General features: G+C 27.8%; 14 protein-coding genes and 1 riboswitch. Of the genes, 3 read left to right on the plus strand and 11 right to left on the minus strand.

Annotated features, from left to right (window positions below; all coding sequences use genetic code 11):
- Window positions 1-69 precede the first annotated feature (69 nt).
- Window positions 70-2,670, minus strand: coding sequence for an ATP-dependent chaperone ClpB (gene clpB / locus NNC19_RS05250; protein ID WP_310937572.1), 2,601 nt, complete (start codon window positions 2,668-2,670; stop codon window positions 70-72).
- Between the two features lie 153 nt (window positions 2,671-2,823).
- Between clpB and NNC19_RS05255 the strand changes: the two genes are divergently transcribed.
- Window positions 2,824-4,881, plus strand: coding sequence for a helix-turn-helix domain-containing protein (locus NNC19_RS05255; RefSeq protein WP_310937573.1), 2,058 nt, complete (start codon window positions 2,824-2,826; stop codon window positions 4,879-4,881).
- A gap of 62 nt (window positions 4,882-4,943) precedes the next feature.
- Here NNC19_RS05255 and NNC19_RS05260 read toward each other — a convergent pair whose 3' ends face one another.
- The 10 genes from NNC19_RS05260 to thiE form a co-directional block, all read right to left on the minus strand.
- Window positions 4,944-6,200, minus strand: a complete 1,257-nt coding sequence (locus NNC19_RS05260; RefSeq protein ID WP_310937574.1) for a helix-turn-helix transcriptional regulator — start codon at window positions 6,198-6,200, stop codon at window positions 4,944-4,946.
- A 24-nt stretch (window positions 6,201-6,224) separates the two neighbouring features.
- Window positions 6,225-7,520 carry a helix-turn-helix transcriptional regulator gene (locus NNC19_RS05265; RefSeq protein ID WP_310937575.1) on the minus strand — a complete coding sequence of 432 codons (1,296 nt, stop codon included), beginning with the start codon at window positions 7,518-7,520 and terminating at the stop codon, window positions 6,225-6,227.
- Window positions 7,521-7,699: 179 nt separating this feature from the next.
- Window positions 7,700-7,870 carry a hypothetical protein gene (locus NNC19_RS05270; protein ID WP_310937576.1) on the minus strand — a complete coding sequence of 57 codons (171 nt, stop codon included), beginning with the start codon at window positions 7,868-7,870 and terminating at the stop codon, window positions 7,700-7,702.
- A 73-nt stretch (window positions 7,871-7,943) separates the two neighbouring features.
- A complete protein-coding gene (locus NNC19_RS05275; RefSeq protein WP_310937577.1) occupies window positions 7,944-8,588 on the minus strand; it encodes a ribonuclease H family protein in 645 nt (214 codons plus the stop codon).
- A 12-nt stretch (window positions 8,589-8,600) separates the two neighbouring features.
- On the minus strand, window positions 8,601-9,557 hold the full coding sequence (locus NNC19_RS05280; protein WP_310937578.1) for a YkvA family protein: 957 nt from the start codon (window positions 9,555-9,557) through the stop codon (window positions 8,601-8,603).
- A 187-nt stretch (window positions 9,558-9,744) separates the two neighbouring features.
- A complete protein-coding gene (locus NNC19_RS05285; protein WP_310937579.1) occupies window positions 9,745-10,554 on the minus strand; it encodes a MetQ/NlpA family ABC transporter substrate-binding protein in 810 nt (269 codons plus the stop codon).
- Window positions 10,555-10,576: 22 nt separating this feature from the next.
- Window positions 10,577-11,215 carry a methionine ABC transporter permease gene (locus NNC19_RS05290; RefSeq protein ID WP_310937580.1) on the minus strand — a complete coding sequence of 213 codons (639 nt, stop codon included), beginning with the start codon at window positions 11,213-11,215 and terminating at the stop codon, window positions 10,577-10,579.
- 1 nt (window position 11,216) lies between these two features.
- Window positions 11,217-12,179 (minus strand): methionine ABC transporter ATP-binding protein, encoded by a 963-nt coding sequence (locus NNC19_RS05295; protein WP_310937581.1) that lies wholly within the window; start codon window positions 12,177-12,179, stop codon window positions 11,217-11,219.
- Window positions 12,180-12,268: 89 nt separating this feature from the next.
- Window positions 12,269-12,390, minus strand: a riboswitch (SAM riboswitch).
- Between the two features lie 214 nt (window positions 12,391-12,604).
- A complete protein-coding gene (locus tag NNC19_RS05300) occupies window positions 12,605-13,024 on the minus strand; it encodes a methyl-accepting chemotaxis protein (protein ID WP_310937582.1) in 420 nt (139 codons plus the stop codon).
- Between the two features lie 72 nt (window positions 13,025-13,096).
- Window positions 13,097-13,744 carry a thiamine phosphate synthase gene (gene thiE, locus NNC19_RS05305; protein WP_310937583.1) on the minus strand — a complete coding sequence of 216 codons (648 nt, stop codon included), beginning with the start codon at window positions 13,742-13,744 and terminating at the stop codon, window positions 13,097-13,099.
- Window positions 13,745-13,912: 168 nt separating this feature from the next.
- Between thiE and NNC19_RS05310 the strand changes: the two genes are divergently transcribed.
- The gene (locus NNC19_RS05310) at window positions 13,913-15,061 is read left to right on the plus strand and encodes a cysteine desulfurase family protein (protein WP_310937584.1); all 1,149 of its coding nucleotides are present in this window, start codon (window positions 13,913-13,915) and stop codon (window positions 15,059-15,061) included.
- Complete coding sequence (gene thiI / locus NNC19_RS05315; protein ID WP_310937585.1) at window positions 15,058-16,215, plus strand: tRNA uracil 4-sulfurtransferase ThiI; 1,158 nt, start codon at window positions 15,058-15,060, stop codon at window positions 16,213-16,215. The genes NNC19_RS05310 and thiI overlap by 4 nt, the downstream gene beginning before the upstream one ends.
- Window positions 16,216-16,269 lie beyond the last annotated feature (54 nt).

Here is a 16,269-nt window from a genome sequence, read left to right on the forward strand (position 1 = left end):
GAGTTTTTACTGACGAGTCATTCTTCATATATATTTTCTGCATTTTTATATTTTTGATACAAGCTATTTTTACCTTGTAGAAATTGTTAATTCATCTTCAATTCCATCTACAACTACATTTGAACCATAATGAACATCACCTTTTATAATTTTTCTTGCTAGACTATTTTCAAGGGTATTTTGGATATATCTCTTAAGTGGTCTAGCACCATATACAACATCATATCCCTCTTTTACCAAAATATTTTTTGCATCATCTGTAATTTCTAATATTATATTTTTATCCTTCAATCTGCCTCTAACTTCATCTAAGAATATCTCAATAATCTTCTTAATTCCTGTTTCTGATAAAGGTTTGAACATTATAGTATCATCAACTCTATTTAGAAATTCTGGTTTAAATTTATTTTTTAAAGCAGTCATAACTAATTTTTTACTTTGTTCACTTACTTCATCTTCACTTTCATTTTCCAATAGATATTGTGAACCTATATTTGAAGTCATAATAATTATTGTATTTTTAAAATCAACTGTTTTTCCTTTATTATCAGTTAATCTTCCATCATCTAAAATTTGAAGAAACATATTAAATACATCTTCATGGGCTTTTTCAATTTCATCAAACAAAAGAACACTATATGGCTTTCTTCTAACAGCTTCTGTTAATTGTCCGCCTTGTTCATATCCTATATATCCTGGAGGTGCACCAACAAGTCTTGACACAGCATGCTTTTCCATATATTCAGACATATCAATTCTTATCATAGCATCTTCACTATCAAATAATGTTCTAGCCAAAGTTTTTGCTAGTTCAGTTTTACCAACTCCTGTTGGTCCTAAGAATATAAATGATCCTATTGGCTTATTTTCATCCTTTAATCCAGCTCTTGCTCTTAATATTGCACTAGATACAGCTTCTATTGCTTCATTTTGACCTATTACTCTTTTTTGAAGTTCTGAATCAAGCCTTAATAATTTTTCTCTTTCTCCTTCAAGAAGATTTGACACAGGAATTCCAGTCCATTTTGATAGAACTTCTGAAATTTCATCCTCTGTTACTTCTTCTTTCAAAAGAGCTCCTTCATAATTTTCTTTAACTTCACTTTCTCTTCTTTCTATTTCTTCTTCTAATCTTGGTATAGTTGAGTATTTAAGTTCTGCTACCTTATTATAATCATATGCTCTTTCATATTTTTCAATTTCACCACGTGCATCATCAAGTTTTGTCTTTAATTCTCTTAAAGAAGTTATATGCTCTTTTTCTTTTTCGTATTTCGCTGTCATTTCATCATTTTTTTCTTTAAGTTCAGCTAATTCTTTTGATAATGCTTCCAAGCGCTTCTGAGATCCCTCATCATTTTCTTTTTCTAATGCACCTTTTTCAATTTCTAATTGAAACACTTTTCGTCTTATAATATCTAATTCAGTAGGTAATGAATCTATTTCTGACCTTATCATTGCTCCTGCTTCATCAATTAAATCAATTGCTTTATCTGGCAAAAATCTGTCTTGAATATATCTATGAGAAAGCTTAGCTGCAGCTACTATTGCATTATCATGAATTCTAATTCCATGATGTATTTCAAACTTCTCCTTTAACCCTCTTAATATAGATACAGTATCCTCTACTGTTGGTTCATCTACTATAACAGGTTGGAATCTTCTTTCTAAAGCTTTATCTTTTTCTATATATTGTCTATACTCATCAAATGTAGTTGCTCCAATACAATGTAATTCTCCTCTAGCAAGTAGTGGTTTAATTAAATTACCTGCATCCATTGCACCATCTGTTTTTCCTGCACCTACGATAGTATGAATCTCATCAATAAATAATATAATCCTGCCTTCACTTCTTTGGACTTCTTTTAATACAGCTTTTAATCTTTCTTCAAATTCTCCTCTATATTTAGCTCCAGCAATTAAAGATCCCATATCTAACGAAAATATAATTTTATCTTTCAGTCCTTCTGGAACATCACCTTTTACTATTCTTTCTGCTAGGCCTTCAACAATAGCAGTTTTACCGACCCCAGGTTCACCTATTAGCACTGGATTATTTTTTGTCCTTCTTGAAAGTATTCTAACTGTTCTTCTTATTTCTTCATCTCTACCTATTACTGGATCTAACTTATGCTTTTTAGCTAACTCAACTAAATTACTACCATACTTTGATAATGCATCATAAGTTCCTTCTGGATCTTGAGTTTCAACCTTTTGATTTCCTCTTACTTCCTCTAATACTTTCATAAAATCTTTTTTAAGAACATTAAACTTATTTAGTATTTCTCCAACCATACCTTTAGAATCTACTTCCATAATAGCTAACATTAAATGTTCAACACTTATATAAGAATCTTTAAATTTCTTGGAAATATCTTCTGCCTTTACTAAAACCTCATCTACTCTTCTTGTTATATAAACCCCTGAGGAATTTGCTCCCTCTCCTAAAACTTTAGGCATTGACCCTAATTTATTATTAATTTCTAAACTTAACCTTTTTATATCAACACCCATTTTGGTAAAAATATTTGGTATTAGTCCATCTTCTTGTTCTACAAGGGCAGCAAAAAGATGAATCACTTCAATTTGTTGGTGATTAAATCTAACTGCAATCCCATTTGAATCACTTAAACATTGTTGAACTCTTAATGTCATTTTTTCAACATTCATGAATTATTCCTCCTTATTACTGTAAGTATTATTTTCTATATTTTTATAATAATACAAAGGTCAAAGAAAGTCAAAGTTTTATTTTGAATATTTTAGCTTTCTAATATAATTATTAATTGTTATAATTTCTATATAAAACAGGAGGTGAAAATTTTGAGAAAAGAATTTATAAACTTTGCCTCTAATATGCCAATTAATATTTCATTCTGTTCTATAAAAGAATATCCCATTCATTGGCATAATTCTATCGAAGTAATTTATGTACTAAAAGGCAAAGTAAAAATATCAATAGATACAGATAGCTTTGAACTATTTGAAAATGAATTAGAAATAATAAATGTAGACGAAACCCATAGTATAAGTTCTACTGATGATAATAAACTTTTAATATTTCATATAGACCCTAGTTTTTTATCAAAATACTACAAAGATATAAAAAATGTTTATTTTTATACAAATACTTCTGATCTTGGCGCTCAAGAAGGTGAAGAATACGATGAATTTAGAACTTTTCTAGCAGAACTTCTTTATGAATTTGTACAAAAGCAAGAAAATTATGATGAAGAAATTCAAGATATTTTAATAAACTTACTTTATCATTTAATAAATAACTTTCATTATTTACTTTATGAACAAGAAGATTTAAAAGATAACAAAGAACAATTAGAAAGATATCATAGAATTTCTAAATATATTTATAATAATTATAATAGCAATATAACTTTACAAGAAATTGCTAAAAAGGAGTTTTTAACTCCACATTATCTTTCACATGAAATAAAAAACGCTACTGGTTACAGTTTTACAGACTTATTAAATTTAACTAGAGTAGAAGAATCAGTAAAATTACTTTTAGATACTGACATGAGTATTTCAGAAATATCTGATGAAGTAGGTTTTTCTCATACTAGATATTTAAATAAACATTTTAAAATTTATTACAACTGTACACCTCTTCAGTTTAGAAGAAAAAATAGATTTTCCCAAAAATTATATGAAAGTCTAAAAAAAATAACTTACTATCCAATTGATAATTCCGTTGAACTTTTATCTTCTTATCTTAATGAATATGAAAGATATAATTACGAAAATAAATTATGGAATATTCATGTTGATATGAACCTAACTCAAGGAAAATTTAACGAAAAGTTCAGAGAAATTCTTACTTTAGGTGATACTTTTGATCTTCTTATTGAAGATAATAAAGATATTTTAGAGGAGCTACAAGAGGAACTTCACTTTAACTATGGAAGGCTTGAGAATTTTTTCAGTGAAGATATGGGAGTGTTTAAAAACAATGATTTCTTTAATTGGAATAGAGCAAGAACTGTATTAGAATTCCTTGACTATATAGAATTAAAACCTCTTATTGTTCTTGATAATGCTAATTTTTTTATTGATGATTATATTAAAGTGCTAGAAAGTTTTAAATCCTATTTTTCTGATGTGAAAGTTTTTAATTTATCTAAAGTAAAATTTCAACTTTCTTCTAAATTATGTGAAGAACTAAAATTGAATTTGCAAGATTATATTATCAATACTCTTGACTTTACTATAATAGATAATGAATTTACTCAAAACAGGCAATTAAATCCTATCTATGATACAACTTATATGGTGCCTTATATAATCCACAAGGAATTATTCACCTTGGAAGATATGAGTGATTTAAGAGCTTTTGATGTATTAGAAAGAGAAACTCATTTAAATAACGAAGTATTTATTGGTGCTTCAGGACTTATTAATGATATGGCTATAAGAAAGCCTTCATATTATGCTTATTATCTTATGAGTAAACTAAGTGGCAATATTGTTGCAATGGATAATGGATATATTGTAACAAAATCTTCTGATGGTTTTAACATACTTCTATATACTTATAGCGAAATCTTAGATAGTATTTTAGAAAATCATAAATTAGTGAATAAACCTGGTATGTCAAAATCTATAGAAAAGAAAATTTCCTTGAATCTAACTAATATAAATAAAGATTCTAGAATGACTTTCTACGAAATAAATGACAAACTTGGTTCATCATATAACTATTGGGTTTCCATGGGTAAGCCTGATAGATTAAGTAAAGAGGAAAAAGAAATTTTATCAAAAGCTTCTTTTCCTAAAATTGAATTTAAATACGCTAAAAAAAGTTCAGTTTTAAATATAATAACTAAACTTAAAGGTTATGGCGCAATTTTAATTATAATAAAATAAAAACATTGGATTAAATAAATACACTGTAATCAAATTTATTTAATCCAATTTAAATTATAATTTTATAAAATGTTTCTCTCTTTTGTCATTGCCAATGAAAAATATTTTAAAGAATCTTTAATATCACCTAATTTATAATACATATTTGCCATATCTAAATATCTTTTTCTACGTTCTTCTTTTGTTCCAAACTTTAATAAACTATCTAATGCTAAATTCATATACATTTCAGCTTCTCTAAAACTTCCACCACTTTGCAATATACTTCCTTTAAAGTAATATGCCTTCTCTATTAACTTTATATTTCCAGTTTCAATTGCCAAATCCAAAGCTTGTCCTGTTAGTTCGTAAGCTTTATCATATTGACTATACTTATATAAAGTCTCTATTGATTCATTTAAAAATTGTACATGTTTTTCCTTGTTGTATGTTGGAAATATAGTTATACCTTCTAAAATTTCTTCTACTGCCTTATGACTTTCTCCAACTTCAAAATAAGCCTTACCATATTCCCCCTTAGCACTAGCTACTATCATCGGATTACTTTTTTGATATTCATAAGCTTTTTTTACATATTCTTCTGCTTCCTCATATCGTAATCTTATACATGTTAAAGCATAAGCTTGGCATACTTTTCCCTTATTTATATCACCTTGTAAATACTCTAAATATTTAATTGATTCCTTTAATAAAAGATATGCTTCTATTTCATTATGCAATTTACAATAACAAATTCCTTCATTATAAGTTATTGTTGAATATAATTCTTTTTCTTTAGCTTCTTTTATTTTAATTATTTCTCTTAATCTTACATAATAAGCTATAGCTTCTATATACTCCTTATTTTGAAGTAAGTATTTTGCCATATCACTAAAATATATTATTGTATTTTCATCTTTATTATTCTTTTGGTATAAATCATAATATTGAGATATTATTAATTGAATCTTTTCATATTTCTGTTCATGTAAATAATACGAGAATAAAATATGTACAAGTTCAAAGGCTAATTCATAATACCCATACTCTACAGCATAGTATAAATTATGCTTAATCTCTTCTTCCCCATTGTTTTTACCATTCTTAATTGCAGCTAGATTTTCTACTATTTGTTCATAAACATCTTGTATAAGGTAATCGTAATCAAGTCCGATTTTATTTGCAATAAACTGTATAATTTCTTTACCAGCCTTAACTTTTCCATTTTCTATACAACTCATTTTTGAAATCGATATTTTATCTTCACAAAGATCTTTTAATGTTATTCCTTTGTATATTCTTGCTCTTTTTATTTTTTCCCCAGTAGACAATATTTCCATTTTAATCACCTATCAAATTTAATTTTACAGAACCCCTAATTCTTTAAATAAATTTACCCCTTCATCTAAGTATTTAGTTGCTTCTTCTACTTTTTTATTATCCATAAAATACTTTCCAAGTATTATAGCAATCTCTCCCGCTTTCTGCAAAAGGCCAGAATCTTTTGCTATATAGTAACTTTCTAGTAGTATGCTTTCAACTTTTTCATACTCTTCTTTTATCGTAAAAATTCTATATTTTATTAAGTTGTATTCTATTACCTGTTCCTTGTTACTGCTTTTTATCTTAAGTCTTATTTCTTCTAATAGATCCTCACATTTATCAATATTTTTTAATTTTATATGATTTTTACAAATATTTAAGCTTGTCTCAATTTCTATATTGTTATCATAATTCTGTGATAACTTATTAGCCATTTTAAAATGTTTAAAAGACTCTTCTATATCTTCAAAATTGTAAAATATTTTTCCTAAATTATTTTCAACTATTGATAAGTTTTTTAATCTATTTATCTCTTCATATATTTTTAGTGATTTATTAGAATACTTAATTGCACTAACTAAATCTCCACTTGCATTGTATTCTTCTGAGATTCGAAGCAAGGATTTTGCATACTTATCTCTATCATAAATTTGCATTAATTTTTCTTTAGCCATGTAAGCATATTTATTAGCATTCTCTTCATCTTCCATTGAGAAATATATTATAGCAATATAGTAATATATTTCACCTAACATATAATCATTTCCAACTTCATTATCTAGATATACTTTCTCTGCTTGTTTCAAATAACTACTTGCTGAGTGGTATGATTTTAGATTTATTGTTATTTTCCCAAGATTTAAAAAAGTTTCTACTATTTCTTCATAATTATTATTTTTTATAAATATTACATTTGAAGATAAAAATAATTGTTGCGCTAATGAAATCTCGCCTCTAAATGTACTTATCTTCCCTCTCAGTGATAATATTTTTGCCTTTCTATATTCTAAGTTATATTTTTCAGCATACAACAAAGCTTTTTCTATATATGCTTCCCCCCTATCATAATCACCACTTAAAATATAAGATTCCGCAACTTGTGAATAATATGTACTAATTTTTTCTGCTTGACTCTCTTCAGATTCCATAAGATATTCTACTGAAGTCTGTAAATTTACAGATAAATATTCTAATAAATCCATAGATGGATTTGATCTTCCCGACTCTACTAAACTTATTTGTCCAGGAGTAATTCTATCCTTCGCTAAGTCTTTTAGAGTCATATCTAACTCTTTTCTTCTTTTTTTTATTTTTTCTCCTAATGACAGTATGTCCATCGTATCCTCTTCCTTTTTCAATTTTTATTATTTCATACAGGTAAATAACTAAATTAATATAAATTATAACATAAATTTGTAAAAGGAAACAACTTAATGTAATATTTTCAACAATTTTTAGTTCATTTGTTGGTAATTATTGGGCAAAAAAAGCAGAGCCTTAACTCTGCTTTTAATTTCTAAAACATTCTCATCATTCCATCACGAGAATCCTCAACATAATTTAACATTCTTTCTCCAGCTTTTCTAAAAGTTTTTTGAGTTTTTCTATCTAGTTGAGGTAATACCATCATTCCAACTGCAGCACCAACTGCAACTCCAGTAATAATTCCATTTACATATCTACCCATAATAAAACACCTCTTCTTTTAATTAATCTAACTGGTTTCTATATTTATATTATGTAATTTTTGTTCTTTTAATCTATGAAATGATTTCCAAAGCTTTCTTTGCAAGTTGGTCTGCTATATCATTATATTTATCCCCACTATGCCCTTTAACTTTAATAAACTTTATACTAATTTTTTTCATATTTTCTTGCATTAACTTATGATAAGCAATTGTTAATTCCTTGTTTCGCTTCCAAGTGCCTAAGGCCCAACATTCTATTCCTTGATAATCATATACAATAGTGACCTCTTTATATCCTTTTAAAATAGCATATTCAACAGCTCTAGAAGCTCCTAAAACTTCTCCTGCAACATTTCTAAGAGCTATAGCATCTTGGTCTTCACCCACCCCATTATCCTCATAAACTACTTCTTTATCTTTAATAGCTACTAATCCATAAGAATAGTTACTTTTTTCTAAAGAAAAACTTCCATCTACATAAATAACTAAATTACTATCATCAATTATTGATTTTTCTTCACTTTCACTCTTTAAAGTAATATCTCCACATTTTCCTTTTGAGTTTAAAGACAAGAACTCTATTGCTTCTGATTCTGTTTTAAAACTCTTATATATAGCACCTTTACATCCTATAACTTCTTCTTTACATTCTTCCCAACTTGTAAGAATCTTAGATACTCCCGATTTCCCTCTATATACTGAATAATATTTCGCCATAAATTTACCTTCCTATAATGTACTTAATTCACTAATTACACTATATAATTTATCAACATTTCTTGCATTAGTAAAGCCCACTAAATATTCTACCCCTTTTTTAAGAACTAGAACCAATTCATTTTTCCCTTCCCAGTTTTCAGCTATAACTTTGGTTGGAACAGTACTTGCAATCTTATTTAAGGCAAAAAAAGCAACAGCTAACTCATCAACACTTCCTATAAATGGAATCTTTTTTGGTATTATATCTACAGGAAATACAACATATCCAAGTGATGCTGATATAATTAATTTTGTTTTCATTGGAACTCTATTATCCTTTAACAATCTGCAAATTAATGCTAATACATCTGGCAAAATAAAAACAATATCACTGGCTATTCTAGCCTTCTCCGGTAACTTGTCCTCCATTATTTTTCTTCCAACAGTATACACATCTTTTACTTTCTCTATAGGAAATTCTAGCACTTCCTCTTCTTCTGTCAATACTTCTTCAACCTCTTCATCTTTTATTAATCCTCCTTTAATTGATATATTAACTTCTGCAACTTCAACCATAAGCATATTCTTTTTTATATATACTTCAGAAATATCCAAATCAACATATGGTACTGGATTTAATATCTTATGTATATCTAAAATTACTATATCCTTATAATTTTCTATACCACTTACAGCAAGATGTTTAATGGCAGTTTTTAATGCATAACTTCGCATAATTCTAAATAAGCCAAGTTTTAATATCTTAAACTTTGAAAATTTACAATACACTTTTCCATCCTTTACACCTTCTATTGTTAGTATTCCTTCAAAATCAAATGATACTCCCTTTTTAAAAGCACCCTCTATTTTAATCTCATTATCTATATCAACTTTACTAAGAGATAGTCCTTCAACTTTAACAAATTCATTTATTATACTTAAAATATCTTGTCCTTTAAGCTCTGCCTTTACTTTTGAAATTTTCATTTCTATTTTCCTCCACTACCATTTAATTATAATTTATTTTAACCTTATTTTGATTTCTTGTAAAATTAAATGAATTCCATATATTAATCCATTTTTAAGACATAAATAATACCTATAGATTAAATACTATTTTCAAAGCATCCAATCTATAGGTATTGATATAACTTATAATCAATCTTTTTTATTATTAAAATACTGGAACTACAGCACCCTTATAGTTATCAGTAATAAATGCTTTAACTTCATCTGAAGTCATAGCCTTTGTTAAAGCTTTAATTTTATCTGAATTTTCATTTCCTTTTTTAACTGCTAATACATTTCTGTAATTTTTTATAGATTCATCATTTTTATCTTCTGTGAACACTGCATCTTTTGTAGCATCTAATTTAGCTGATAGTGCATAGTTTCCATTAATTACAGCTCCATCTAATTCATCTAAAGTTCTTGGAAGTTGTGCCGCTTCTAACTCTTTAAACTTTATATTCTTTGTATTTTCAGTAATATCTGAAATTGTAATAAGTTCTCCCTCTTTAACTTTTATTAATCCTGATTTTGCGAGTAATCTTAAAGCTCTTGCTTCATTTGATGGATCATTAGGTATTGCTATAGTTGCACCATCTTTTATTTCATCAAGGCTCTTAACCTTTGTTGAATATAATGCCATAGGTTCAATATGAATCTCTGCAGTATATGTTAAATCATAATTTTTTTCTTTATTTGTTGTATTTAAATAAGCAATATGTTGAAAGTAATTTGCATCTATTTCACCTTCTTGTACTGCTGTATTTGGCAATTCATAATCATCAAATTCTTTTATTTCTAATTTATAACCTTCTTTTTCTAAGATAGGTTGAATCTTTTCTACTATTTCTTTATGTGGAACAGGTGATACTCCAATAGTTATTGTTTTATCATCTGTCTTTTTCCCCCCACATCCTATAAGACCTAATGCCAATACACCTGCTAATGCTATTGAAATTATACTCTTCTTTTTCATATATTAATCCCCCTTAAAATCTTTACTTTGATAATCTGTTATATAAATAATTTCCTAAACTTTGTAACCCTTGAACAATAACAATAAGTAATATTACAGTAATTATCATTACATCTGTTTGGAATCTTTGATATCCATATCTAACAGCTAATGCGCCAAGACCATTTGCCCCAATGGTCCCTGCCATAGCCGAATATCCTATAATACTTATTACTGAAAGTGTTATTCCTGAAATAATTGCTGGTACTGCTTCTTTAATCATTACCTTAAATATTATTTGTATTGTGCTTGCCCCAAATGCTTTTGCAGCTTCTATAACTCCAGGATCAACTTCTTTTAAAGCCGCTTCTATTATTCTTGCTATAAAAGGTGCTGATGCTAATGTTAATGGCACTATAGCTGCTACTTCTCCATATGATTTTCCTACTATTAATCTAGTTAATGGTATAATTACCACCATTAATATAATGAATGGCAAACTTCTAAGTGTATTCACTATAAAGTCTAACCCACTATAAACAAATTTATTCGGTTTTAATCCCTTTTCATCTGTTAATACTAATATAATTGCTGGTATAAATCCAATTATTACTGCTAATATAGTTGATGGTATTACCATTATTAACGTTTGATATATAGCTGGCCATATTAATTCCCACATACTATATTACCTCCCATTCTATATTTTTACCTTTTAGATAATCTATAACTAGATCCTTGTCCTTTTTCTCTACATTAATTACTAGACTACCTAAAACATTACTTCTAAACTTTTCAAGTTTGCCCCAAACTATTGAAAAATCAATATTTATTTCTCTAGCCATCTTTGTAATTATTGTATTTTCAGAACAATCAGCTGGGAAGAATAACTTTATATTTACACCTGTTTCAGGTAGAGTTTCATCTTCTTCTTCTCCCAAGAACTTCTTTAAAGACAATCCTGGTTTTAAGAACAACTCATCCGATTTTCCTTCTATTTTAATTTTGCCCCCTTCAATTAATGCTACTTTCTCACATACATCTTTTACTACTTCCATTTGATGTGTAACTATAACAATAGTAATTCCAAGTTCTTTATTAATTTTAGATAACAATGTAAGTATATCTTTTGTTATTTTTGGATCTAAAGCTGATGTTGCTTCATCACATAAAAGTATTTTTGGCTCTAATGCTAATGCCCTTGCAATAGCAACCCTTTGTTTTTGTCCACCACTTAGAGCTGTTGGTTTACTATTAATCTTTTCCTTTAGTCCAACTAAGTTTAACAGTTCCATTACTCTTTTATCTATTTCTACCTTACTATACCCCCAAACCTCAAGTGGAAGAGCAATATTTTGATATACTGTTTTTCTTTTTAGTAAGTTAAAGTTTTGAAATATCATACCAAGATTCTTTCTAAACTCTCTAAGTTCTCTATTATTAAGTTTAGAAACTTCTTTCCCCATAACATTCACTGAACCAGCATCATAGGATTCAAGTCCATTTATACATCTAAGTAAAGTTGATTTTCCTGCCCCACTATGTCCAATTAAACCGTAAATTTCCCCTTGATTTATGCTTATTGAAATATCTTTTAAAACTTCTATATCCCCAAAACTTTTACTTACATTTTTAATTTCTATCACTAATTGTCTCCTCCTCTATGAATGTAAGATAAAAAATAAATGCGCTAGAGAATAAATCCCTAGCGCATAAAAAACACTAAACTATTATTCTCTCATCTTTCAGTAATAAATAATTACCGCAGGAATTAGCACCACATTAAAATAGTAAATGAACTATTATATTGGTTGCTGGGCTTCAAAGGGCCAGTCCCTCCACCACTCTTGATAAGACATCAATTATATTAATTTTTCAAGCAATTGCTTTATGTTATTTATAATAGTATTTAAATTCTAGTTTGTCAATATTTTTTTTCAATAAACATTTTAATTCATATTAATTCAAAAAAATATACTATAACTTATTCTATACTAAGTAACTATCTTTAAAAATTGAAAATAACTTTAATTAAAGTTATGAATTTTAAATTCTAATCGCAACATATGATTTATTTTTCTACAGCATTTTGTATGCTATTAATAGCTTCCTTTAAACTTTCACTTTTTTCATTAACTACATCTGCAACTTTGTAAATATCAACTATCATTTTAAGCATTTCATTTTGATCTTTAACAGTTGATTCAGCCACTTTACTACTCATATCAGATAATTTCTTTACTTCTGTTGCAACTACTGCGAATCCCCTTCCAGCTTCTCCAGCTCTTGCAGCTTCAATTGACGCATTTAATGAAAGCATATTGGTTTGAGATGCAATCCCAACTATCTCTTGTGAAGAATTCTTAAAATTATTAGCCATATCTTTTATACTATCTAATTTTCCATAAAGAGTTTCAACTATACTCTTCATTTCATCAATTTCTTTACCAATCTTTTCAATAGACTTGCTTACTAATTCCATTTCACCCATACATTTATCCTCTCTTTCTTTTTATCCTCTGCTTAATTATATACCATTAAAATAACTAAACCAACTCAATATCTAAACATTTGTTGTAAAATTATTATCTAAAATATTCTTTAATTCTTTTGTGGCATATCTAATATTATTATTTGCAAGAATTGCTGATACTATAGCAACTCCATCTATTCCTAATCCATTTAATTTAACAATATTATTTTCATTAATACCACCAATTGCTATAACTGGAATATCTATTGCTCTTTTTATTTTCCCTAATGAATGACATGTAACTATATTGGCATCTTTTTTTGTGTTTGTAGGGAAAATAGCCCCACAACCAATATAGTCCGCTCCTTCTGTCTGAGCTTTTAATGCCTCTTCAAAGTTATGTGCAGATATTCCTATTATTTTATTTTCGCCCAATATTTTTCTAGCCACCTTGCAAGGCATATCACTTTGTCCTAAATGAACACCTGAAGCATCAATAGCCTGGGCTATATCTATTCTATCATTTATTATTAATGGTACATTATATTTATCGGTTATTATTTTAATTTCCTTAGCTATATTATAAAAATCTAGTGAAGAAATTTTCTTCTCTCTTAGCTGAACTATAGTTGTGCCTCCTAGAATACTTTCCTCAACTGCTTCTTTTAAATTTCTGCCTTCTAAAATATCTCTATCTGTAACTAAATAAAGAGTGTAATCAATGTTAGACTTATCCATTTTCTTCTCTCCTTTTTTCCTTATATATACCATTATAGCAAAGTATTTTTACATAACCATATCTTGAATAAAATACTACTTTATTTAACAATTGAAATAATATGAATTTTACTTTATACTAAGTTTGTTTATATGAAATATAAGAAATTGTAAAAGAGGTTGTTAACTATGAATATATACTTAGATAATGCATCTACTACAAAACCTTCAGTTGAAGTAATTAATGCTATCTCCAGTAGTATGAGCGAATTTTATGCCAATCCCTCATCACTTCATAAACTAGGCTTAGAATGTGATAAGAAATTACATGAATGTAGATATGAAATTGCAAAAACTATAAATTGTTCTAAAGATGAAATTTATTTTACTTCAGGTGGTAGTGAAGGTAATAACTTTATTTTGAAAGGATTAGTTAAGAAAAATAATCACATAATTACTACTACTTTTGAACATAGTTCTGTAAAAAATACTGTTAAATTTCTAGAAGACAATAATGTTAAAGTAACCTATCTTTCCGTTAATTCAGATGGTTTTATAAATATAGAAGATTTAAAATCTGCTATCAATAAAGATACTACACTTGTATCTATATTGTATGTAAACAATGAAATTGGTTCAATCCAAAACCTTGAAGAAATTGGAAAAACTATAAAAATTTTAAGTTCGCGTGCAAAATTTCATGTAGATGCAGTTCAAGGTTATGGAAAATTGCCTATTGATGTTAAGTCTATGAAAATTGATGCATTAACTGTTAGTGCTCATAAAATTAATGGTCCTAAAGGAATTGGATTCTGTTATCTAGCCAAAGGTTTAACCCCAATTCCTAATATAATTGGTGGAGAACAAGAAAAAGGCTTAAGAGCAGGAACAGAAAATCTACCTGGAATAGTGGGACTTACAGTTGCAGCTAAGGATAAACTGAAAAATTTTAAGGAAAACTATAAAAAAGTTGAAATGTTAAAAAGTTATATGATAAATAAATTAGCAGAAATTGATAACATTAAAATTAACAGCCCTATTGGCGATTTTTTTTCTCCATACATATTAAATATATCTTTTTCAAAAGTGCGTGGAGAAGTTCTTCTTCATTATTTAAGTGAAGAAAATATTTTTGTCTCAACAGGTTCAGCCTGCACCTCTAAGAGTAAATCTGGAGTTCTTGGAAGCCATGTATTGGAAGCTATGAATCTTTCAAGAGATGATATTGAAGGTGCCATAAGGTTTTCATTTTCACCAGATAACACAAAAGAAGAAATTGATAAAACAATTGAAGTATTAAAAAAAGGATTATTTTTATTAAGGAGAATTAAAAAATGAATAAATTAATTTTGGTTAAATATGCCTCAGAAATATTCTTAAAAGGCTTGAATAGAAATACATTTGAAAAAAAACTAAGAAATAATATCTCTAAAAAATTAAAAGGTCTTAATTTTGAAATTATAATTGATCAAGGTAGATATTTTATAAAAGTTGATGAAATTGAAGAAGGAATTACTAGAATAAAAAATGTTTTTGGAGTTTCTGAAGTTTGTTTGGTAACTAAAGTTGATAGAAATTTAGTTACAATAAGAAATGAGGCTGTCAAAAGTATCACTAATGTAGATTGTAAAACTTTCAAAGTTATTACTAATAGAGCTAATAAAGATTTTCCTCTAAACTCTATTGATACTTCTAGGGATATTGGAGGATATATTCTAAAAAATACAAATACTGAGTTAACTGTTGATGTTAAAAATCCCGAATGCATAGTACATATTGAAATACGAGAGCATGCTTATATTTGGTCTAATAAAGATAAGATTAAAGGGGTTGGTGGTCTTCCATATGGAATTAATGGAAGTACAATGCTAATGTTATCTGGTGGAATAGATTCCCCTGTTGCAGGATATCTTATGGCTAGGAGAGGTGTTGCTCTAAATTGTGTATACTACCATAGTCATCCTTATACATCAGAACGTGCTAAAGATAAGGTTAAAGAACTTGCTAAAATATTAGCTAGATACACTGAAGAAGTTAACTTATATATAGTTCCATTTACTGAAATTCAAATGAATATTATTGAAAAATGTAGGGAAAACGAATTAACAATACTTATGAGAAGATTTATGATGAGAATAGCTTGTTCTTTAGCTGATAAACTTGGTATAGACTCTATCTCCACAGGCGAAAGTATTGGTCAAGTTGCAAGCCAAACTATGGATGGCCTTATAGTTAGTACAGATTGTGCTGATAGACCAGTATTTAGACCACTTATAGCTATGGATAAAGAAGATATTATGACCATTGCTAGAGAGATAGATACATATGAAACTTCAATTCTTCCATATGAAGATTGTTGCACAATATTTGTTCCAAAGCATCCGAAGACTCATCCAAAAGTTGATAAAATGAAAAAAAGTGAAGAAGCTTTAGATATAGATTCATTAATAAACTTTGCAATTGAAAATATGGAAGTTTTAAAATTAAAATAAATTTAAATAGATTAAGGGCATTTCAATATTAAAATACCCTTAATCTATTTTTTA

The organism is Clostridium sp. SHJSY1, assembly GCF_031626875.1.
Classification (GTDB): Bacteria; Bacillota; Clostridia; order Clostridiales; family Clostridiaceae; genus Clostridium.

Bases quoted from the DNA above. Each gene is read 5' to 3' on its own strand.
- clpB (WP_310937572.1), bottom strand. From the start codon at position 2,670: ATGAATGTTGAAAAAATGACATTAAGAGTTCAACAATGTTTAAGTGAT.
- NNC19_RS05260 (WP_310937574.1), bottom strand. From the start codon at position 6,200: ATGGAAATATTGTCTACTGGGGAAAAAATAAAAAGAGCAAGAATATAC.
- NNC19_RS05265 (WP_310937575.1), bottom strand. From the start codon at position 7,520: ATGGACATACTGTCATTAGGAGAAAAAATAAAAAAAAGAAGAAAAGAG.
- NNC19_RS05270 (WP_310937576.1), bottom strand. From the start codon at position 7,870: ATGGGTAGATATGTAAATGGAATTATTACTGGAGTTGCAGTTGGTGCT.
- NNC19_RS05275 (WP_310937577.1), bottom strand. From the start codon at position 8,588: ATGGCGAAATATTATTCAGTATATAGAGGGAAATCGGGAGTATCTAAG.
- NNC19_RS05280 (WP_310937578.1), bottom strand. From the start codon at position 9,557: ATGAAAATTTCAAAAGTAAAGGCAGAGCTTAAAGGACAAGATATTTTA.
- NNC19_RS05285 (WP_310937579.1), bottom strand. From the start codon at position 10,554: ATGAAAAAGAAGAGTATAATTTCAATAGCATTAGCAGGTGTATTGGCA.
- NNC19_RS05290 (WP_310937580.1), bottom strand. From the start codon at position 11,215: ATGTGGGAATTAATATGGCCAGCTATATATCAAACGTTAATAATGGTA.
- NNC19_RS05300 (WP_310937582.1), bottom strand. From the start codon at position 13,024: ATGGGTGAAATGGAATTAGTAAGCAAGTCTATTGAAAAGATTGGTAAA.
- thiE (WP_310937583.1), bottom strand. From the start codon at position 13,744: ATGGATAAGTCTAACATTGATTACACTCTTTATTTAGTTACAGATAGA.
- NNC19_RS05310 (WP_310937584.1), top strand. From the start codon at position 13,913: ATGAATATATACTTAGATAATGCATCTACTACAAAACCTTCAGTTGAA.
- thiI (WP_310937585.1), top strand. From the start codon at position 15,058: ATGAATAAATTAATTTTGGTTAAATATGCCTCAGAAATATTCTTAAAA.